This is a genomic window from Aquirufa nivalisilvae (assembly GCF_003143535.1).
GTDB classification, from domain to species: Bacteria; Bacteroidota; Bacteroidia; order Cytophagales; family Spirosomataceae; genus Aquirufa; species Aquirufa nivalisilvae.
In genome coordinates this window covers 458273-477389 of the sequence record NZ_CP029346.1, presented here as the reverse complement: position 1 = coordinate 477389, position 19117 = coordinate 458273, and the positions used below count along the sequence as shown (strand labels likewise).

At 38.6% G+C, this 19117-nt stretch carries 23 protein-coding genes; 11 read left to right on the top strand and 12 right to left on the bottom strand.

What is annotated here, in order from left to right:
- Positions 1 to 9 precede the first annotated feature (9 nt).
- Both HME7025_RS02145 and HME7025_RS02140 read right to left on the bottom strand, forming a co-directional pair.
- Positions 10 to 756 (bottom strand): transporter, encoded by a 747-nt coding sequence (locus tag HME7025_RS02145; RefSeq protein ID WP_109322060.1) that lies wholly within the window; start codon positions 754 to 756, stop codon positions 10 to 12.
- 37 nt (positions 757 to 793) lie between these two features.
- A complete protein-coding gene (locus HME7025_RS02140) occupies positions 794 to 1639 on the bottom strand; it encodes a hypothetical protein (protein WP_109322059.1) in 846 nt (281 codons plus the stop codon).
- A gap of 232 nt (positions 1640 to 1871) precedes the next feature.
- On the opposite strand from HME7025_RS02140, the gene HME7025_RS02135 reads away from it, so the two are divergent.
- Positions 1872 to 2699: a phytanoyl-CoA dioxygenase family protein gene (locus HME7025_RS02135; protein ID WP_109322058.1), complete on the top strand. Its 828-nt coding sequence runs from the start codon at positions 1872 to 1874 to the stop codon at positions 2697 to 2699.
- Positions 2700 to 2731: 32 nt separating this feature from the next.
- Here HME7025_RS02135 and ruvX read toward each other — a convergent pair whose 3' ends face one another.
- Both ruvX and HME7025_RS02125 read right to left on the bottom strand, forming a co-directional pair.
- On the bottom strand, positions 2732 to 3142 hold the full coding sequence (ruvX, locus tag HME7025_RS02130) for a Holliday junction resolvase RuvX (RefSeq protein WP_109322057.1): 411 nt from the start codon (positions 3140 to 3142) through the stop codon (positions 2732 to 2734).
- Positions 3143 to 3166: 24 nt separating this feature from the next.
- Entirely contained in the window at positions 3167 to 3712 is a 546-nt protein-coding gene (locus tag HME7025_RS02125; protein ID WP_109322056.1) for a YcxB family protein, read from the bottom strand.
- 96 nt (positions 3713 to 3808) lie between these two features.
- Between HME7025_RS02125 and HME7025_RS02120 the strand changes: the two genes are divergently transcribed.
- Positions 3809 to 4312, top strand: coding sequence for a phosphoribosyltransferase family protein (locus tag HME7025_RS02120; RefSeq protein ID WP_109324914.1), 504 nt, complete (start codon positions 3809 to 3811; stop codon positions 4310 to 4312).
- Here HME7025_RS02120 and HME7025_RS02115 read toward each other — a convergent pair.
- The 3 genes from HME7025_RS02115 to HME7025_RS02105 are packed head-to-tail and all read right to left on the bottom strand — an operon-like array spanning position 4309 to position 6519.
- Positions 4309 to 5067 carry a shikimate dehydrogenase family protein gene (locus tag HME7025_RS02115; protein ID WP_109322055.1) on the bottom strand — a complete coding sequence of 253 codons (759 nt, stop codon included), beginning with the start codon at positions 5065 to 5067 and terminating at the stop codon, positions 4309 to 4311. The genes HME7025_RS02120 and HME7025_RS02115 overlap by 4 nt on opposite strands.
- Position 5068: 1 nt before the next feature.
- On the bottom strand, positions 5069 to 5707 hold the full coding sequence (locus tag HME7025_RS02110; RefSeq protein ID WP_109322054.1) for a VTT domain-containing protein: 639 nt from the start codon (positions 5705 to 5707) through the stop codon (positions 5069 to 5071).
- A 50-nt stretch (positions 5708 to 5757) separates the two neighbouring features.
- Complete coding sequence (locus HME7025_RS02105) at positions 5758 to 6519, bottom strand: phosphosulfolactate synthase (RefSeq protein WP_109322053.1); 762 nt, start codon at positions 6517 to 6519, stop codon at positions 5758 to 5760.
- Between the two features lie 155 nt (positions 6520 to 6674).
- Here HME7025_RS02105 and HME7025_RS02100 point away from each other — a divergent pair, with 155 nt between their 5' ends.
- Both HME7025_RS02100 and HME7025_RS02095 read left to right on the top strand, forming a co-directional pair.
- Positions 6675 to 7097 carry a DUF2147 domain-containing protein gene (locus tag HME7025_RS02100; protein ID WP_109322052.1) on the top strand — a complete coding sequence of 141 codons (423 nt, stop codon included), beginning with the start codon at positions 6675 to 6677 and terminating at the stop codon, positions 7095 to 7097.
- A 30-nt stretch (positions 7098 to 7127) separates the two neighbouring features.
- Positions 7128 to 7577, top strand: coding sequence for a PaaI family thioesterase (locus HME7025_RS02095; RefSeq protein ID WP_109322051.1), 450 nt, complete (start codon positions 7128 to 7130; stop codon positions 7575 to 7577).
- On the opposite strand, the gene feoB is transcribed toward HME7025_RS02095, so the two are convergent.
- Together feoB and HME7025_RS02085 are read right to left on the bottom strand one after the other, a co-directional pair.
- Positions 7578 to 9704 carry a ferrous iron transport protein B gene (gene feoB / locus HME7025_RS02090; protein WP_226998260.1) on the bottom strand — a complete coding sequence of 709 codons (2127 nt, stop codon included), beginning with the start codon at positions 9702 to 9704 and terminating at the stop codon, positions 7578 to 7580.
- Positions 9705 to 9712: 8 nt separating this feature from the next.
- Complete coding sequence (locus tag HME7025_RS02085; protein ID WP_109322050.1) at positions 9713 to 9943, bottom strand: FeoA family protein; 231 nt, start codon at positions 9941 to 9943, stop codon at positions 9713 to 9715.
- Positions 9944 to 10128: 185 nt separating this feature from the next.
- On the opposite strand from HME7025_RS02085, the gene HME7025_RS02080 reads away from it, so the two are divergent.
- Genes HME7025_RS02080 through HME7025_RS02050 form a run of 7 tightly spaced genes read left to right on the top strand, consistent with a single transcriptional unit; the run spans position 10129 to position 16276 of the window.
- Positions 10129 to 10794 carry a heme exporter protein CcmB gene (locus HME7025_RS02080; protein ID WP_109322049.1) on the top strand — a complete coding sequence of 222 codons (666 nt, stop codon included), beginning with the start codon at positions 10129 to 10131 and terminating at the stop codon, positions 10792 to 10794.
- Positions 10782 to 11462 (top strand): cytochrome c biogenesis protein CcsA, encoded by a 681-nt coding sequence (ccsA, locus tag HME7025_RS02075; protein WP_109322048.1) that lies wholly within the window; start codon positions 10782 to 10784, stop codon positions 11460 to 11462. The genes HME7025_RS02080 and ccsA (HME7025_RS02075) overlap by 13 nt, the downstream gene beginning before the upstream one ends.
- Positions 11459 to 11668 carry a CcmD family protein gene (locus HME7025_RS02070; RefSeq protein ID WP_109322047.1) on the top strand — a complete coding sequence of 70 codons (210 nt, stop codon included), beginning with the start codon at positions 11459 to 11461 and terminating at the stop codon, positions 11666 to 11668. Before ccsA (HME7025_RS02075) ends, HME7025_RS02070 begins: the two co-directional genes overlap by 4 nt.
- A gap of 4 nt (positions 11669 to 11672) precedes the next feature.
- The gene (locus HME7025_RS02065) at positions 11673 to 12122 is read left to right on the top strand and encodes a cytochrome c maturation protein CcmE domain-containing protein (RefSeq protein WP_109322046.1); all 450 of its coding nucleotides are present in this window, start codon (positions 11673 to 11675) and stop codon (positions 12120 to 12122) included.
- Entirely contained in the window at positions 12119 to 14671 is a 2553-nt protein-coding gene (ccsA, locus tag HME7025_RS02060) for a cytochrome c biogenesis protein CcsA (RefSeq protein WP_109322045.1), read from the top strand. The genes HME7025_RS02065 and ccsA (HME7025_RS02060) overlap by 4 nt, the downstream gene beginning before the upstream one ends.
- A gap of 4 nt (positions 14672 to 14675) precedes the next feature.
- On the top strand, positions 14676 to 14948 hold the full coding sequence (locus tag HME7025_RS02055) for a hypothetical protein (protein ID WP_109322044.1): 273 nt from the start codon (positions 14676 to 14678) through the stop codon (positions 14946 to 14948).
- 5 nt (positions 14949 to 14953) lie between these two features.
- A complete protein-coding gene (locus tag HME7025_RS02050) occupies positions 14954 to 16276 on the top strand; it encodes a hemolysin family protein (RefSeq protein WP_109322043.1) in 1323 nt (440 codons plus the stop codon).
- Here HME7025_RS02050 and HME7025_RS02045 read toward each other — a convergent pair.
- The 3 genes from HME7025_RS02045 to HME7025_RS02035 all read right to left on the bottom strand — a co-directional run bounded on the left by HME7025_RS02045 (position 16273) and on the right by HME7025_RS02035 (position 19073).
- On the bottom strand, positions 16273 to 17421 hold the full coding sequence (locus HME7025_RS02045) for a chorismate-binding protein (RefSeq protein WP_109322042.1): 1149 nt from the start codon (positions 17419 to 17421) through the stop codon (positions 16273 to 16275). The genes HME7025_RS02050 and HME7025_RS02045 overlap by 4 nt on opposite strands.
- Positions 17422 to 17498: 77 nt before the next feature.
- Positions 17499 to 18023: an NADPH-dependent FMN reductase gene (locus HME7025_RS02040; RefSeq protein ID WP_109322041.1), complete on the bottom strand. Its 525-nt coding sequence runs from the start codon at positions 18021 to 18023 to the stop codon at positions 17499 to 17501.
- A 54-nt stretch (positions 18024 to 18077) separates the two neighbouring features.
- Positions 18078 to 19073, bottom strand: coding sequence for an LLM class flavin-dependent oxidoreductase (locus HME7025_RS02035; protein WP_109322040.1), 996 nt, complete (start codon positions 19071 to 19073; stop codon positions 18078 to 18080).
- Positions 19074 to 19117 lie beyond the last annotated feature (44 nt).

Genomic DNA, 19117 nt, shown 5'->3' with positions numbered 1-19117 from the left:
GGCTAGTTCCTAAAAAACTTTGAAACGAAATGACAATCCCAATGCGGCATACCAAGTATTTTCAATCTGTAAACTTTTGCCAGCTGATATATCTAATTTGATATCATCGTTGATGTAATATGCCAGACCACCATCTACCCATTGATCCGTTTGACTGGAAGACGGCATCCTACCAAAAACTTCCACGTAGGCATATCCTCGCTTTCCAATATTCATATTAGGAGCAAAACGGTAAATAGCTTCCACGGTACCATTGCTGTGAACTTCGGCACCTACATTATATCCTAATCCAAAACCCTTTGGAAAATCATGTTGAATGGTAAAGACAAAATCTCCGACTGAGTGTCGCTCATTATTTCGCTCACTTTCATCCCTCTTTTGGTCGTTAACCCGGTAATGCGCAATTAAGGAAACACGAGCAAAAGATTTTTCAGGAAATAAAATGGCATATTTAAAACCTACGGCATCCGACTGGTAGGTAGATCGCCCTCCCTCTTGTCCCCAAACCGAAGTATAACGTGCTTCCCATCGCTTACCTAATCCAATTTTCATTAGGGATGTTGGATAGGTTAAAGTCATCTCGCCCGATTCAATCTGTCGATTAAAACCCCATTCCATTTGAATATAGCCCTTTTTAACAATAAAAGGGCATTCGGTTTGATCCGGACGGTCCGTCTCAATTCGGCCTTCTTGCTGGGCAAAAAGTGAAAAACTGGACAGAAAAAATAAGAAATAGATGTATTTAGCTCGCAACATAATGCGAGTTTACGAATTTTTAGATTAAACTAAAAATTTATTTAGCCTTTCCTATAGAAAAACCGAGGGCTCCATAAAATTCACCAAACCAAATGGTCTGAGAAGCATGATCGACTGACCTCCCCGTGGTATGAACTTCCCACAAATTAGTATAGCCTCCTTTGAACATGGCTTCAAAAAATAAGAGCTTGGTTAAGTTCAATCTCAAACCGGATTTGGCAGAAGCTCCTGCTCCAGCTAAATTCCAAAAATTGTTTGTTCCGACGGTAAACAAGCGAACATCTGATCTAGGCACCACCACACCAACACCTAATCCGTTCACCCAATCCAATTGAAAATTAGATTTTTCCTTCTTCCAAATCGGATGGTAATTCTCAATTTCAACGGCTGCATAATTGTAGCCGTCGGTATGTTCATATTGCAAAAAATCTTTTGATTGAATCACAAAGGGACTATTGGTATAATTACCCACATAAGCTGGATTAACAGGGATCTGGGGACTAGAGACCAAAGGATCTATGTGACCAGTAATGTGCGAGGCTTGATCGGGGTTCATCACGTATTTCATATGATCCCAACCTAAGCTTATTGACCAGCTATCATTGATAAAGTAGCCTCCATGTAAATTGAACTGAGGAATGGAAAATAAGGAAGGGTTAAAGTACGTTTGAAAACCATCAAAGGGAGTTGGGGCATCACTTGCTTGTACAGCAGCTAAAGTGAAGTCGTAACCTGGACCTTGAAAGCGAATGTCAGAAGTAGGGTAAGCTGATCTATTATAGCCCCAAAAAACAAAGAAAGTTCCTTTCCGATGTAAATAATCGGATTGTGCTGATGCAAAAATTGGGATAAAAAAAAGAAAGAATAGGATGGACTTAGGCATGAACGGAAATATTAAATAATAATAAAATGAGATACGAATTCCTTAGGTGCAAAAAAGAATACAAAGCTGCTATTTTTTCGACAAAGTCTGCTTAAAATATCATGATTTTCATCAGAAAATTAGGTTTTAATAATCAAATTTTAGTAACATTGACGTAACTTGCGAGTTCAAATTTAGAATTAGAGTACCAATACTAAGCGAGAAACAAAACGCGCAAAATTGGCCATATAATATGAAAAAATCATCACCAAAGTTTGAATACAAGACATTTACTTTAGGTAGTGAGATAACCCAGGAGCAGAAAGACTACTTTACCAAATTTGGAGTTATTCAGTTTAAGGGTTTCATTACCGATGAAACAGCCGAATTATTTATCCAAGAATTAGCTCAAATAGAGAAAAAATGGTTAGATGATAAGGTGGAGAAAATCAATGGAATTCCACTGAAATTTGGTAAAGATCCACAAGGTAATGACATGATTCAACGGATGTGTTTTACCAACAAATACAGCCCTGTTTTAGGTGAATTCTTGAAAGATCCTCGTTTTCAGTTATTAACTGAATTCTTAGCTCCCTATGAGGGACGTCTTAGTGAAGATGAGAAAGATGGCTTGGTGTTTAACCACTATGTCAATCAACCCAATTCCAAATTCACTCAAATGGGCTGGCACACAGATAGCCCTAGAGATTTGTTTTTAGGTCAAAAGATTTTACCCATGTTAAACGTGGGAATACATTTGGACAATTGTCCATCTGCTAACGGAGGTTTGCGTGTGATTCCTGGAACTCAAAATCAAAGTGTCCTTAAATTATTGTTTGGTAAGAAACAATTCATCGATCACCGTCCAGATCCACGTGAAGTGGCATTTGAAATTGAGCGTGGCGACTTAACTATTCACGATGGTCGTTTGTGGCATCGGGTGGAGGTTTCTCCTAATTATGGAGAGAAATCCCGCAGACGTGTTATGTACGTTCCGATTATCACAGGTAAGTTCAAACCTAAATCAGAAAATAGTAAAACACCATTCTACCATCGCTTTGCGAAAGTAGTTCAGAAATAAACAAAAAGCCCTCTGTCGAGGGCTTTTTTATGTCATTTAGATTCCATATACGACTGCAATATGATGGTCGCTGAGACCCGATCCACTGTCGCTTTCACCCGTCGGTCTTTTTTCGACATTCCCCCAGCAATCATAGCTTTCATGGCCATTTGCGAAGTAAATCGTTCATCATGCAAGCATAAAGGAACAGCAGGAAACTTCTTTTGAATTTGCTTGACTATATTCCTGACAGCTTGAGTAGAATCTGTATCTGTATTATCCAAATTCTTGGGCATACCAATGACCATTTCATCCACCTCTTCCTTAGCCATATAATTAGCTAAAAAAGTTAATAACTGGTGAGAAGGAACAGTCTCTAATCCATTCGCAATAATTTGCAAAGGATCAGTCACGGCAATTCCCGTACGCTTTAAGCCATAGTCAATTGCCAGTATTCTTCCCATGTTGGATGATTCCTAAGAATCCTGTTAAGACAATAAACCTTTGTCGCGTAAAATCTTATCCAGTAATTTACGATCGTTATCACTTGTCAACACATTGAATGGAAGATGAATGAATTGATATTTACCCATCGTAAATACATAAGCATCTTTATCCTTATATGCGCTAGTAATCATATCCCACTTGATCATTCCTCCCTCTTTATCTGAGATTTTCATGAAAATCTGACGGCTATCAATTTCGTAACGATACTTATCAAACAATTGTTTGTACTGGGCTAGTTGCGTTATTCCTGTAAATTGGATCAGCCAAAACAAGACATAACCAATCACACCTACCACGATGAAAATATAAATCCAGTAGTTTTTATAAACAGCTGTTAGGTTTAATGCCACATTTCCAATAATCAAGGCTAAAGGCAAAAAAGACCATTTCCACTGATTAGAGAAGAGTTGACGCATACACAAGCCGATGTATTTATTCTTTTCAAGAGAAAATTTCTTCGTCTTAATTGCTAAAGGGTTACTGGGAGCTTGCTGAACTCGCTGCTGAGCCCCATACATTTTGGCCATATATCTATTATTTTAATCGCTAAATAAGTCGCAAAGGTACAAAATTTGAATACTTTTTGGTAATTTCAGAGGCTATTTTGAATGAATCCCATTAGCATGAATTCCAAACAAATACTTGACGGTCCAGCTTTACTTCAAAAAATTCGTCGGATTGCCTTTCAAATTTTTGAAAACAATTTTGAAGAAAAAGAAATCATCATTGCTGGTATAGTGGGTGAAGGCTTTTCTTTAGCCCAACTGTTGTGTCAAAATATCTTGGAAATCTCCTCCATCAAGGCCCAAGCAGTAGCTATTCAATTAAATAAGGACGTTCCTTATGAAAGTCCTGTTCAGTTTGAATGTGACAAAAGCATTTTTGAGGATAAGGTCATCATTGTCGTAGATGATGTGCTTAATACAGGAAGAACATTCTCCTATAGTTTGGCCCCATTCTTAAGTATGCACGTAAAAAAGATACAAGTGGCTGTAGTCGTAGACCGTAATTACCGAAAATTTCCCATTTCAGCAGATTATATTGGCTACCAAATGTCGACCACCCTATCCGAACATGTGGAAGTCATTTTATCTGACAAAACTAAATTAGGCGTTTACCTACGTTAGGCATTCCAAATTTCCCAAGCTTTGTCGGCCTGGCCATGCAGCATTTCAAGGCCTTCATAAATTCCTCCTACACCTTGAGCAATCCCTTTCTCTAGAAAAGCAGTGCGTAAAGGATTGTAAACTATATCGTATAAATAATGTTGACTAGTCAATAACCCATAATCAATTGGAGGGAAAGTATCAATTTTAGGATACATGCCCAATGGTGTCGAATTCACGATCAATCCTACTTCAGCCATAGCTGCCGCTAAATCTTCATAAGAAATCTGTCCTTCTTCAGGCGTTCTTGACACTTTCCATACTTCCAGACCTAAATCTTCTAATGCCGCAATGATCGCTTTCGCTGCTCCTCCTTGTCCCAACACAACGGCTTTCTTCGATTTAAATTTGGGAAAAGCCTCCCACGTTTCAATTGTTTGACGAAAACCCCAATAGTCGGTATTAAAGCCTTTGGTCTTTCCATCCGGGTAAATTTTAATGGTATTGACTGCTCCAATCTTAGCCGCGGCTGAATCAATTTCATCCAATAAGGGCATAATTTGCTGCTTATAAGGAATTGTCACGTTCAAACCTTTCAATACATCTTTTTGTGCTGATTTTAGAGCCAAAAAATCTTCGATTTGAGGAATTTCGAATTGCTCATAACAATGACTTTCAGATAATCCTAAGTTTTCAAACTTCTCGGTAAAGTACTTTTTAGAAAAAGAATGACCTAAAGGGTATCCAAGCAAGCCATATAGATGGGAAATAGACATATTACTTCGAAGAGAATTTTTGCTTAATAATAGCCAAGATGATCGGTAAAGCCGAAACGCCAACAATGCCTAAAACGACTTTTTCAAAGTTGGATTTAACCCATTCATTATCTCCTAAAAAATATCCTGCCAAGGTAATGCTAGTAACCCAAAGACATGCACCTAGAAAACCAAATAACAAATAAACTGAATAGGACATCCGACCGGCACCGGCGACAAAAGGGGCAACGGTACGTACGATAGGCACAAAACGAGCAATAATCACCGTTTTTACCCCATATTTTTCATAAAACTTCTCCGTTTCTTCGAAATGCGAGCGCTTTAAAAACAAGATTTTGTCTTTAGAACGCACGTAAGCACTGAAATATTTACCCATAAAATAGTTCACCTGATCTCCACTTAAAGCTGCGAAAATCAACATAGGAATCACAATGGCAATCGATAATTGACCACTGGCTGCGGCAATTAAACCCACTGAAAATAGGAGTGAATCACCTGGTAATAATGGAGTTACAACCAAGCCTGTTTCCATAAATACGATGGCAAAGAGCAAGGCATATGTCAATGAACCATGTGCTGCGATAAACTCCGTTAAGAAATGCAATGGATCTTTTAAAAGATCTAAGGCTTGCTGTATCATATAGGTTTCAATTAGGTAACATAAAAAACCCCGATACTTCGGGGCTTAACTTATTTGGTTAAGAAATGATCAAAGGTGTCTCCTCGTAGACCTAGTCGGATCGTTTCTAATGAAATCACTTCATTAGGAGCAATATTTCCTACGTTGACATTAGCCCCTACTAATTTCACGAACCATACTTGTTGTGATTTTTGTGGTGCTTCCCAAATGATACTTTCTTCTGGAATTTCTGTTAAAATTTCTTCTACTAAACCTTGACGAACTTCTCCTGATGAACGGAATAGTCCCACATTACCTCCTTCTCTGGCTTCTCCAATTACTTTCCATGCACCTGCTTCCAATTCCATGCGCATCAATTTAATCCACTTATAAGGAGGTATAATTTTTGCCTCATCTTTAGAACCCACTTCAGATAATACAGTCACTTGTTGGGATAATTGACGAATGTATTCACATTTCACTTCGGAGTTCATTTCGACAGAACCATCTGAAATCTCCGCATATTCCATGCCATATTGATCTAATACACGGCGGTACTCATCTACCTCACCACGGATATAAAATGCCTCAAACAAGGTCCCTCCAAAATATACAGGGATACCTGCCGACTTATAAATAGCTAATTTCTCCTTTAAATTTGGAGTTACATAAGAAGTTGCCCAGCCTAATTTTACTAAATCCGTATAACTTCCCGCGACCTCTAAAAAATCTTCAACTTGTCGAAGGCTAAGCCCTTTGTCCATGACCATGGTCAAGCCCTTCTGACGCGGCTTTTCAAATCTTTCAGGTATTTGCGATAAATTATAGTTCATATAGAAACAAGCATTAGGTTATTTGTTGACTTTTATTTTCCTGCTATCCTACAAAAATAAGCATTACATCTGATTGAGCCAAACCTCCTATAATCCAATTCTCATGAAAGCTCAAAAGAAGATATCCTTTTGTATATTTGTAAAAAAAATTAGACATGAAAAACGCGTTTTTACTTTTATTGTTTAGTGGCCTTTTTGTCTCCATGAACATGGCAGAACCCCCAAGTGATATCATTTTAGGGGATTGGATTTCCCAAGATAAAGACGGGAAAATAACAGTATATAAACAAGGGGATAAATATTTCGGGAAAATATCTTGGAGTAAAACCCCAGGTAAAAAAGATGTAAAAAATCCAAATGAAGCTCTTAGAAGTCGAGATTTATTAGGAGCTGTTATATTAAAGGATTTCACCTTCACTGGATCCGCCTGGGAAAAAGGAACTATTTATGACCCCCATTCTGGAAAGACCTACGACTGCATACTAAAAGTAAAAAATAATAATAAGACACTCGATATTAGAGGATTTGTGGGGGTAGCAATGTTTGGAAGAACTAGCACTTGGACGCGTCCACAATAAAATTTTAACACCGCCTACACATACATCAACATGAAAGCAAACGATAAAGCCATCGCATTTTTGTCCCAATATATTGGTAAAAAAATGGCCCATGAAAATCCGAATCCAATCACTCGTTATTTGGATGGTATTTTAAAATCTGTTTCTGCAGGGTCCATGACCGCCGAATTTGAAGTTAGAGAAGATCAATGTAACCATGCTGGCGTATTGCATGGAGGCGTGATATCCATGCTTTTGGATGAGATGATGGGAACAACGCTCATCACTTGTGATATCGAACATTTATATGTCACGATCAACTTAAGTATTGATTTTCTTTACGGAGCTAAGGCTGGAGAAAAAATTACCGTTGTTTCAGAAGTATTCCGAGTTGGTAAAAAAGTAGCCAATGTAGAAGCTAAAATGTACAATGCAGATGGTAAATTGCTAGCCAAAGGTTCTAGCAACCTGGCCGCTACATCCATTCCCTTTAAAATGTAATTAAGATAATATTTGGTATACCAAGAACGCGGCTAAATAAGCCAAGGTAGTCATATACCCAAATTGGATTAACGGATATTTCCAAGATTTTGTCTCGCGGTAAGTTGTCGCTAAGGTACTCATGCATTGCATCGCAAAGGCATAGAATATCAATAGAGAGAATCCTAAGGCGGCATCGTACATAGGTTTTCCCGTATCAGGATTTATTTCTGCCCGCATACGATTCTTGATGGTCGCATTTTCGTTGTCCACTTCACCTCCCAAGCTATAAATGGTGGACATGGTCCCTACGAAAACTTCACGAGCAGCAAAAGAGGTAATCAAAGCGATACCAATTTTCCAATCATATCCCAAAGGCTTGATGGCAGGTTCAATTAATTTACCAAAATGGCCTGCATAAGAATTCTCTAGTTTCTCTGATGCTATTTTGTTACTCAAGTCTACTCCAGTTAAAGTAGGATTTTTCAATCTAACTTGCTCTTCAATCTTAGCCATACTATCCCCAGGTCCATAACTAGCAAATACCCATAAGACAATGGATATAGCGACAATGATCTTTCCTGCTTCAAAAATAAATGCTCGTACTGAATTGTAAATAGAAATGGCAACGTGCTTGAAACGAGGACCTTTATAAGTCGGCAATTCCATAATAAAATAGCTTCTTTCCTTAGCTCTCAATATTTTTTTCAATACCCAGGCAGAAAGCAAAGCCATAAAAAAACCTAAGAGATACAATCCAAAAAGAGCTACCCCTTGTAAATTAAACACACCAAAAAGCGTATTTTTTTCTGGCACGACCAAAGCAATTAATACCGTATAAATGGGTAATCGAGCAGAGCAAGACATTAATGGTGTTACCAAGATGGTAATCAAACGATCTTTCCAAGATCCAATGGAACGAGTACTCATAATGGCTGGCACGGCACAAGCAATCCCCGAAATCAAGGGTACCACAGATTTACCATTCAATCCAAAGCGTCTCATCATTTTGTCCATGATGAACATCACGCGCGACATATATCCTGTTTCTTCCAACATGGAAATGAAGAAGAATAAAAAGGCTATTTGAGGTACAAATATCAATACACCACCTACACCGGCTATTAGACCGTCAGTCAACAAACCAGTCATAGGAGAGTCAGGCAATATGCCTTTCAACCAATCATTCAATTGAGCCACACCTCCATCAATCAAATCCATGGGATAGGTTGCCCAAGTAAATACCGCTTGGAACATCACAAATAAGATGGCCAAGAAAATCACATAACCCCAGAAAGAGTGGATAAACACTTTGTCCAATCGGTCTGTCCAGGTTTTTACTGGCTCAGCATCCCATTGACGATTCAAATTGATGACACAGCGCTCTACAACTTCTGAAATCTGCTCATAACGTTTTACTGTTTCGGCTGATTTATATTTCTTCGACTCAAAATGGTGCTTCTCCATCAAATGATCAAAGGACTCGCGCTGCGGTTGATCAAACATTTTCATGCGATCATGCTCCATTAACCATAAAAGAGAACGATATGGATCTGCTTCTCCAAATTGCTTTTGCACATCATCAATCAATTCATCTGCTACGGGCAAAGGCAAGGCATCGTTCGATGCATAACGATGTTTCAATGTCTTGACGACAGCTAACTTCAAACCACCTACGCCAATTCCCTTTTTGGCATTGATTTCGGCAACCTCCACATTCAACTCACGAGCCAACTTCAAGGAATTAATTACAAATCCCTGATTTTCAGCTACATCAATCATATTCAAAGCCAAAACCGTCGGAATTCCTAAATCTCGTACTTGAGAAAAGAGCAATAAATTACGTTTTAAATTGGATGCATCCGCCACCACAATCGCCATATCGGGATAATCAGGATGCTTGGGATTACCCAAAATATTAATCACTAACTCTTCATCGATTGATTTGGGATATATACTATAGATACCCGGTAAATCCAGAATTTCAATATTTCTGCCTGGTTCCAATTCCCAAATACCTGTCAACTTATCCATGGTTACCCCAGGGAAGTTTCCTGTTTTTTGGTTCATTCCTGTCAATGTATTGAACAAGGAAGATTTCCCAGCATTTGGATTACCAATAAGCGCTATTCTGGTTACGTTAGCCAATGTTTAATTTATTTTCGTTTGATTTGAATAGTAGCCGCTTCCTCTCTTCTCATAGTCAAAGTATAACCAGAAACTTTCAAAGCAATGGGATCCCCAAAAGGAGCATGATGCGTTAATATCACTTCGGTACCAGGCAAACAGCCCATTTCTAAAAGCTTTAGTGAGAGTATTTCGTCCGTAAACCCTGTTATTTCGCCATGTTCTCCTATCCGTAAATCCGCCAGTGTTAGCATATTCAATCCTCTGTTCTTATTTAGAATAATTCAAAATTAGGCACAAATGTACTAAGTATTTCCGAGCTAAAAAATGATAATTCTTAGTTTTGGATAATTTGATTTTAATTCCCCAAAATACTCTGAGGAATATTCATCAAAGCCAACTTTCTGTCGTAAATTGCAGGTCCTTTACTAATTTGACATTGATAATGCTTCAGGAGATCAAGGTTTTGTTTCAAAAAGAATTACAAATGGAATGGCGACAAAAATATGCCGTTCACGGTTTGTTACTTTACCTTGCCTCTACCATTTTCGTTTGTTATTTATCCTTTAAAGCCAAGCAAGAATCTATTAATCCAATTACATGGAATGTCCTATTTTGGATTATTTTGCTCTTTATTGCCATCAATGCTATTGGTAAAAGCTTTACTCAAGAATCATCTCAACGAGGATTATTTTACTATACCTTAGTTAGGCCAGAATCGGTTATTTATTCCAAAATCTTGTATAATTCCGTCTTAATGATCGGTATTTCCTTGGTTGGAATTTTCATGTATTCATGGGTGATGGGAAACCCAGTTGGTAACATGTCACTGTATGTCATTGCCCTGATTTTAGGGTCCATAGGCTTCGCATCTACCTTATCTTTGGTAGGAGGAATTGCTGCTCAAGCAGAAAATACTTCAACCTTGATGGCCGTATTAAGCTTCCCCATTATTATTCCTTTATTACTATTCTTGTTAAAACTATCTAAAAGTGCCCTAGATGGTATTTCGATTGCTGAAAACTGGGATGAAATAGCTGTTTTAGCCTCTCTTGACGTGATTGTCGTTGTTTTATCTGGTATACTTTTCCCTTATATATGGAGACATTAAAAAAATATTATTGGAAATGGGCTGGCATCGTTTTGCTAGTTTACACCATGTACATGGGTTTTGCAGGGCAGGTGCCCCGACAAGCCATTTTGAATGAGACGGTTCGGAACCTATACTTCCACGTGACCATGTGGTTTAGCATGATTGCCCTATTAGGTGTATCGGTGTATCATTCCATTCAATACTTACGCAAATCCGACCCTATGGATGATTTGAAGTCCAATGCCTACGTGATAACCGGTTTGGTATTTGCTACTCTAGGTTTATTAACAGGCAGCATTTGGGCTAAATTCACCTGGGGAGATTGGTGGACAAATGACCCCAAACTAAATTCCGTGGCCATTGGCATGCTCATTTATTTAGCTTATGGATTAGTTCGTTCTTCCTTGCCAGATGAACAGCAAAAAGCCAGAATATCATCGGTTTATAATATTTTTGCATTCATCATATTCATGGTACTAATCTGGATTTTACCCCGCATGACAGATTCCTTACATCCAGGAAATGGAGGTAATCCGGGTTTCAATTCCATGGATTTAGATAACCGCATGCGCATGGTATTTTATCCTGCCATTTTAGGCTGGATGTCCTTAGGTTTTTGGTATGCCCAATTACGCATACGCATTAGAAAAATTGAAGTTTTATTAGAAGAAAAAGAACAAGCATGAAAAAATATATCTTAACCTTATTGTTCAGTTTTACTTGCTTTTTAGGTTTAGCTCAAAGCGAAATTGAAATGGCGGATAAATTCCGCGCTGACGGCAAAATCTATGTGGTCATTGCTGTGGTACTCGTAATTCTTACTGGATTATTCATTTACCTTATTAGTCTCGACAAAAAGGTAAGTGCTCTTGAAAAAGAACTCAAAAAATAAACATATGAAAAAGACGCATATCATTGGTCTGATTCTAATTGCTGTAGCTATTGGAATTATTTTGATTACTACCGGAGATGCCAGTACCTATGTAGGTTTTGATGAGGCTGAGCGTATATCTCAAAATGACCCCAATCAAAAAGTCCATGTAGTAGGTAAATTAAAAAAGGATGCCCAAGGCAAGATTGTCGGCATGCATTTTGATCCTGCTGTGGATGCCAATCGCTTGGAATTCATTGTTCAGGACAGCCTAGGTAGAGAAAATCAAGTGGTGTATGCTGCGCCTAAGCCTCAGGATTTTGAACGCTCAGAAAAAATCGTGTTGGTAGGTAGCATGAAGAAGGATAAGGTTTTCTATTGCGATAAAATTTTATTGAAATGCCCTTCCAAATATCAGGAAGGTAAAATTTCGGCTGATTCAACAGCCACATATGAAGCAAAAAAACAATTATGATACACGAGACAATCGGATCAGTTGGTCACCTATTAGTCATTATATCCTTTGTAACGGCCCTATTGGCAACATTCTCCTATTTCAAAGCCACTCAAACGGCCGATGAACTAGCAGCTAAAGATTGGGTGAAATTAGCCAGAGGTATTTTCATCGTTCACCTGATAGCTGTGATTGGTGTAGCATCTAGCTTATTTGTAATTATATACAATCACTATTTCGAATACCATTACGCCTTCTCCCACTCCTCCAAAGCATTACCCATGGCTTTCATGATTTCATGCTATTGGGAAGGCCAAGAAGGGAGTTTCTTACTATGGATATTCTGGCAAGCCATCCTAGGTGTGATTTTGATGATCAAAAACCCGAAATGGGAAGCACCTGTCATGACCGTTTTTGCCTTGGTTCAAACTTTTTTAACTTCCATGATTTTGGGAGTTATTCTTCCTTACATCGATTTAAAAATTGGTTCATCTCCTTTCTTATTATTGCGTGAAGCACAGCCAGACCTGCCAGTTTGGAGTTTACAGCCTAACTTTATTCCTAAAGATGGACGAGGACTAAACCCCTTGTTGCAAAACTATTGGATGGTCATTCACCCTCCTACCTTATTCTTAGGATTTGCGTTAACCTTAGTTCCATTTGCTTATTTAATTGCTGGCCTTTGGAAAAACCAATTAACCGAATGGATAAAGCCTGCTTTACCATGGGCTCTATTTGGAGCTGGAATCCTTGGTATTGGTATTATGATGGGTGCCTATTGGGCCTATGAAACATTGAACTTTGGTGGATATTGGAACTGGGATCCTGTTGAGAATGCCTCTTTTGTTCCGTGGCTAGTGCTCATCGGGGCTATCCACACCATGATTGCCTACAAGCATTCCAGCGCTGCTTTAAAGACTTCCATCATCTTGGTGATTGCCACCTTTATTTTGGTCTTATATTCTACTTTCCTAAATCGTTCAGGAATCCTTGGGAATGCTTCTGTTCACTCATTTACGGATTTAGGTCTATCCGGACAGTTGCTTATTTATATGCTAACTTTCTTATTTGTGGCCATATTTTTTGCAGTAAAAAGATGGAAACAATTACCAGTAGATGAAAAAGAATTAGGCATCTACTCGCGTGAATTTTGGATTTTTGTGGGGGCCTCAATTTTGGGATTATCTGCCTTCCAATTAATTTTCACAACCTCCATTCCTGTTTATAATAAAATCGCGGAGGCCTTTGGTATCGTTTCTAACATTGCTTTACCTGCTGACCAAGTTGAACACTACAGCAAAATTCAAATTTGGATTTTCTTGGCCATTGCTGCATTAAGTGCTGTAGGGCAATACATTTGGTGGGGGAAATTGAAAGAATCCACTTCTTTCAAACCACTAACCAACTCGGCTTTAGTCGCTACGCTATTTACTGTACTTTTTGTCAATTTAGGTAAGGTTTATACCATTTCGTATATCTTATTATTATGGACTAGTTTATTCTCCGTCATTGCCAATTTCAATATCCTGATATTCTTAATTCGTCAGCGATTTAATTTGGTAGGTGGAGCCATGGCTCACGTAGGACTAGCGGTTATGCTTATTGGCATCTTGTTTTCATCTGGTTATTCCAAAGTAGTTTCATTAAACCGCTCTGGTTTTGCTATTTCCAATAAAGTGGAACAGTTTACCAAAGATGACAACAAAGAAAATAAAGAGAATCTTCCATTGTGGTTGGGTCAAGGAGCTCAAATGCAAGATTATTTGGTGACATATAAAGGTCGAATGATAGAATTGCGCGGTAAGCCTGGTTATTATCCTAGAAAAGATTTTGAAGTAATTGAAGGTGATTTCCACGCAGTAGCATTACGCAATGTGGAAAAAGACGGTCAATTGATTGCTAAAAAAGGAGATACCTTAACCGTAGAACCTGAAAATACCTATTATGAATTAGAATTTAAAAATGCCGAAGGGAAGTCTGTTTCTTTATATCCTCGTTGGCAAGTAAATCCTAAAATGGGCACAGCCATTTCTCCGGACGTCAAACATGCTTGGAGCCACGACATCTATACCTATGTTTCGCTAGACCCTCGTTTGGCTGCAGAAGCAGGAGAAGAAAAACAATGGAGCCAAACAGTGAATTCGACTGTGAGTATTGGAGACACTTTATTCCTAAATGATTTTGTGGCTATTTTACAAGATGTATCCCGCGTGAATTCGGTAGAAGATATGACTTTAGGGCCCAATGATGCTGCTGTTAAAGCGCAGTTCCAGGTTCTTGGTAAAAACTTCCAACAATTCTCGCTTGCCCCACTTTTCATTATCAAAGGAGGCATGGTAGCAATGCCAGCGTTTGAAAGTGAAGAAACAGGTATCAAAATTAAATTCACAGCCATTAATCCTAAAACTCAACAATTTAGTTTTGCGGTTAACACAACCCAACAAGATTTGATTATTATCAAAGCATTGGAAAAACCCTACATTAATTTGGTATGGGTAGGTTCCATTTTGATATTTATGGGACTGTTTGTGGCCATGTACCGTAGATTGCAACAACCCAAAGCTGCTTAATCACATGACTAGGAAAGAAATCATTATATTATCTGCTGGAATTGGCTTTTTGATTATTTGGATCATTGATTTAAATGCTCCTACTCCCGTTGAAATCCAAGGAAATTTTTGGTTAGAAATTTACTTTCATTATGTTTGGCTTATGTTTGGTCTAGGTTCGCTCCTTTACTTTCAATATTCCAAGAACTTGCGCATCAAGGAAGAAGAAAAAAAAGCAGGAGAGCCCAAACAAGATATCCGTAGCCGAGCTATGAAAAGTAACAAGCGCAAAAACTAAGTTAAATGGACCCAGATCCCGGATTATATACCACTCAAGTTGCAGGAATCATCATTTCCATGATATTCTCAGCCTTCTTTTCTGGCGTAGAAATGGCCTTCGTTTCCTGTAATAAATTATATTTTGAGCTTAAGGCTAAGCAAAATATCCTGAGTGCCAAAATCATTTCCAACTTCAACCAATCTCCCTCTCGATTTATCGGTACCATGTTGATTGGAAATACCTTATCCCTAGTGGCCTATGGTATTTTCATGGAAGAATTTTTGCATCATCAAATTCTTCAATACATTCCCTTTCTTCAAAATGAAATTCTGGCTCGTTTGTTAGCCTCTATCGTAGCCACCATTTTAATCTTAATTACCTCAGAATTTACGCCAAAAAGTATATTCTTAATCAACCCTGATGTTATTTTAGAATTCTTGGCCATCCTCATCTGGATTGTCTATGCGCTCATGTTCCCGCTTGTTTGGGTGACAGTAGGCTTGTCTAAATGGTTTATCACGAAAGTACTCCGACTTAATTACTCGGAAGAAAAACCCGCTTTTGGATTAACTGACCTCAATAATTACTTGCAAAATTTGAATCGCAAAGTCTCTACGGAAGAAGAGGCGGAAGTAGATACTAAAATCTTCCATAATGCATTAGAATTCAAGCAAGTAAAGGTACGAGACTGCATGATTCCTAGAACGGAAATCACTGCCATTGATTTGGAAGAAGGCATTGAGGGCTTGAAACAAGTGTTTATTGAATCTGGCCATTCCAAGGTTTTAGTATATAAAGAAAGCTTAGAGGATGTATTAGGTTATTGCCACTCCTTAGCTCTATTCAAAAAACCCAAGGATATTCAGTCCATTTTGACAAGCATATTAATAGTTCCAGAGGCTATGCCAGCGAATGACTTGATGCTTAAATTCTCTAAAGACAGAAAATCCTTGGCTTTAGTGGTGGACGAATTCGGTAGTACTTCCGGGCTAGTAAGTATGGAAGATGTAATGGAAAAGATTTTTGGTGAAATCCAAGATGAATATGATGATTCGGAAGACTGGGTAGAAAAGAAATTGGATGAGAATGCGTATCTTTTGTCTGGTCGACATGAGATTGATTACCTCAATGAAAAATACGATTGGAATTTCCCAGAGGGAGACTATGAAACATTGGGTGGCATGTTGATTAGCTTATATGAAGATATTCCTAAAGCTAATGAAATCATCACCTTAGCCCCTTTTCAATTTCAAATTTTGACCTCTACCGATGCCAGAATTGATACCGTCAAAATGACAATTGTAGGGAAAATTTCTCCTAAAGAAGAATCAAAAATTAAACATTAATTTTCTAGAACCCGTTGAAGTGTTTGGCATTTCATTACGGTTTCTTGCCATTCTTTTTCTGGATCAGAGTCTTCTGTGATACCACATCCTGCAAAATAGGTCGCGCGACATTTTCCCTCACTTTGATCTACTTTTACGGTTCTTAAGTTAACAAATAGATGAATCTCATCCCCTAAATTGACAGGCCCTAAATAACCCGAATACAATTCTCGTGCATGTTTTTCAGCTTTGGCAATCCATGCTATGGCTTCTTCCTTAGGTGTCCCACAAACAGCTGAAGTTGGATGTAGTAGAGATAATAAAATACCTGGCAATTGAGAGAAATTTAACGCTTGGGTATCCACCGTAAACTCCGTTTTAAGATGCAATAGATTTCCTGCCAAAATCGTCTTTGGACCAATCTCTTGGTATTCCCTTAAACGAATTTTCTTAAAACACTCAATGATATATCGACAAACGTAAGCTTGTTCTTCAATTTCCTTTTGCGACCAACGTGCATTTTGCGGAAGAATAATCTCCCCTAGCGGGTCTATGGCCGATTGGGTTCCCGCCAAAGCTATGGTACGAAAAATCCCTTGTGCATTTTGTTCTACTAAGGTTTCTGGTGTTGCACATAACCATGTACTTCCTAATTCAGGTATATATAAAGCGCAAACAAAGGCATTAGGATAAGCTTGACATAATTGCCCAAATGCCTTGAGCGTAGAAAAATCACCTGGGAATTCAACTTCGTCGGTTCTAGAAAGTACTACTTTTTGAAAATGCCCTGACTGAATTTCATTAATTGATTCACTTACCCAATGCGTAAAATGCTGGTGCTTCTCTTCGTTTTCTTCGACATTATGCAAAGGTTTCAACAAAGAGGACCCAACTACTTCTTCTTGAACAATGGACTCTTCCAATAAAGTCTCTGCTTTTAAGAAATAAGGAAGCCCAATGAAGGGAGCCACTAAAAATCCGGCTGGGAAAGTTTCCAAATCCAATGAACCTAACTTCTCTCCGCCAGTAGAATCTACTAAAAAATAACGTTTATCACTTTTGGGTAATCTCCAAACAGCCATGCCTCCGCGCTTTTGTTGCGTATGCTGCCACAACTGTTCCCAATCGAGCAAAGAGGTTAATGTTTGAGGAAGCGTATTAGGCATATTTAAAATAAGAATGACCAAAGTTAAAAATTAGCAATTAGAGATGAATGTTTACTAAGGACTTTTTTATGTCATTTTCAAAGTTCCATTTCAAAATGCCTGATTAAATTCAATAGCGCCACGGTCAAGTCCTCATCCAAGGGCTTTCCATCAGCATCAAGTTTCCCTTTTACTCCAGAAATCAACAAACATGTATTTTCAGAAATCTTTGCATCAAGTGTTTTCATGATAAATTTCAACTCCTCATGTCCCATTTTTCCACTGGCTGAAGCCGTTATAAGGCAGGCTGGCTTTTGGGTAAATACCGTTGTGGCTACACACCATTCAAGTAAGTTCTTTAACCCACTGGGAATACTAAAAACATACTCAGGACTACTAATGAGTATTCCATCGGCTGCCAAAATAGCTTGACGAATTTTCGTGATTAACGCTGGCGGATTATCTTGTGACTGTTCTGAATTAAAATGCGGTAATTGAGCTAATTGATCAAAAATTTCTATCTCCACTTCGTCGGAAATCAGATTACTGATATGCTGAACCAACTTTAAATTGGATGAATTCTCGCTGGCACTCCCAACTATGGCTAGAATTTTCTTTTTCATGAATGACATATACTAATATAAAACCTGTATCATAGTGCCGTTGAGGCATCCATTTTACAAGGAAGAAAGCGCTTGTTTCAAAATCGAATATGATTTCTTTTTCTTCTCCCCATCAAATATATAGGTAGCGACCATTAATTCATCTATACCTGTTTCTTCAATAAAATTGCCTAATTGATGTTGAAGTGTTTCCTGACTACCATAAAAACTACAAGCCAACATTTTATCTGCCATGGCTCTGATTTCAGGAATTTGGTAAGCTTCTGGTAATGGCCCTGGAGGAGCTAAAGGTACACGTCGGTTGGTGATAATACCTACAAACATGCGGATTAAACTACTACGAAGAAAAGCAGCCTCCTCATCTGTATCTGCTCCTACTACATTCACACAGGCCATCACGTAGGGCTTATCCAACTGTGAGGATGGGATAAAATTCTTGCGATATATATCTATTGCGGCACGAAATTGAGCGGGAGCAAAATGGGCGGCAAAAGCATAAGGCAAGCCCATTTTAGCGGCCAAATAAGCGGAATCAGTACTGGACCCTAAAATCCAAATGGGCACATCGATACCTTCAGCTGGAAAAGCTCTAACCTGAGCCATGCTATTTTCTTCGCTAAAATACAATTGCAATTGCTCTACATCCTTAGGGAAATGGTAGGCCGTATCCATATTATCCCTTCTCAACACCCGAGCGGTTTGTTGGTCTGTACCCGGAGCACGACCCAGTCCTAAGTCGATCCGATTAGGGTACATGGACGCCAAAGTACCAAACTGTTCGGCTATTACTAAAGGACTATGATTCGGCAACATGATACCGCCTGAACCTACTCGAATATGGGATGTTTTTCCTGCGACATGACCTATCAAAACAGAAGTGGCAGAACTGGCAATAAACTCCATATTATGATGTTCTGCCAGCCAGATTCGGTAAAAACCCAAAGCCTCCGCATGCTGCGCTATTTCCACGGTTCTTTCAATGGCCGTAGCGGCGGTTCCTCCTTGTGGAATGGGGGCTAGTTCTAATACAGATATGGGGATTTTAGACATGAAATTCCTTTGGGATAAAGAAATTAAAACTCCATTTTTTAAAA

Excerpts from the sequence above, each read along its gene's own strand:
- HME7025_RS02080 (WP_109322049.1), top strand. The coding sequence starts at position 10,129 with ATGCTTCAGGAGATCAAGGTTTTGTTTCAAAAAGAATTACAAATGGAA.
- HME7025_RS02105 (WP_109322053.1), bottom strand. The coding sequence starts at position 6,519 with ATGAACTATAATTTATCGCAAATACCTGAAAGATTTGAAAAGCCGCGT.
- HME7025_RS02140 (WP_109322059.1), bottom strand. The coding sequence starts at position 1,639 with ATGCCTAAGTCCATCCTATTCTTTCTTTTTTTTATCCCAATTTTTGCA.
- HME7025_RS02145 (WP_109322060.1), bottom strand. The coding sequence starts at position 756 with ATGTTGCGAGCTAAATACATCTATTTCTTATTTTTTCTGTCCAGTTTT.
- HME7025_RS02065 (WP_109322046.1), top strand. The coding sequence starts at position 11,673 with ATGAAAAAGACGCATATCATTGGTCTGATTCTAATTGCTGTAGCTATT.
- HME7025_RS02055 (WP_109322044.1), top strand. The coding sequence starts at position 14,676 with ATGACTAGGAAAGAAATCATTATATTATCTGCTGGAATTGGCTTTTTG.
- HME7025_RS02135 (WP_109322058.1), top strand. The coding sequence starts at position 1,872 with ATGAAAAAATCATCACCAAAGTTTGAATACAAGACATTTACTTTAGGT.
- ruvX (WP_109322057.1), bottom strand. The coding sequence starts at position 3,142 with ATGGGAAGAATACTGGCAATTGACTATGGCTTAAAGCGTACGGGAATT.
- ccsA (WP_109322048.1), top strand. The coding sequence starts at position 10,782 with ATGGAGACATTAAAAAAATATTATTGGAAATGGGCTGGCATCGTTTTG.
- HME7025_RS02125 (WP_109322056.1), bottom strand. The coding sequence starts at position 3,712 with ATGGCCAAAATGTATGGGGCTCAGCAGCGAGTTCAGCAAGCTCCCAGT.
- HME7025_RS02095 (WP_109322051.1), top strand. The coding sequence starts at position 7,128 with ATGAAAGCAAACGATAAAGCCATCGCATTTTTGTCCCAATATATTGGT.
- HME7025_RS02115 (WP_109322055.1), bottom strand. The coding sequence starts at position 5,067 with ATGTCTATTTCCCATCTATATGGCTTGCTTGGATACCCTTTAGGTCAT.
- HME7025_RS02110 (WP_109322054.1), bottom strand. The coding sequence starts at position 5,707 with ATGATACAGCAAGCCTTAGATCTTTTAAAAGATCCATTGCATTTCTTA.
- HME7025_RS02070 (WP_109322047.1), top strand. The coding sequence starts at position 11,459 with ATGAAAAAATATATCTTAACCTTATTGTTCAGTTTTACTTGCTTTTTA.
- HME7025_RS02040 (WP_109322041.1), bottom strand. The coding sequence starts at position 18,023 with ATGAAAAAGAAAATTCTAGCCATAGTTGGGAGTGCCAGCGAGAATTCA.
- HME7025_RS02100 (WP_109322052.1), top strand. The coding sequence starts at position 6,675 with ATGAAAAACGCGTTTTTACTTTTATTGTTTAGTGGCCTTTTTGTCTCC.
- HME7025_RS02050 (WP_109322043.1), top strand. The coding sequence starts at position 14,954 with ATGGACCCAGATCCCGGATTATATACCACTCAAGTTGCAGGAATCATC.
- HME7025_RS02045 (WP_109322042.1), bottom strand. The coding sequence starts at position 17,421 with ATGCCTAATACGCTTCCTCAAACATTAACCTCTTTGCTCGATTGGGAA.
- HME7025_RS02035 (WP_109322040.1), bottom strand. The coding sequence starts at position 19,073 with ATGTCTAAAATCCCCATATCTGTATTAGAACTAGCCCCCATTCCACAA.
- ccsA (WP_109322045.1), top strand. The coding sequence starts at position 12,119 with ATGATACACGAGACAATCGGATCAGTTGGTCACCTATTAGTCATTATA.
- HME7025_RS02120 (WP_109324914.1), top strand. The coding sequence starts at position 3,809 with ATGAATTCCAAACAAATACTTGACGGTCCAGCTTTACTTCAAAAAATT.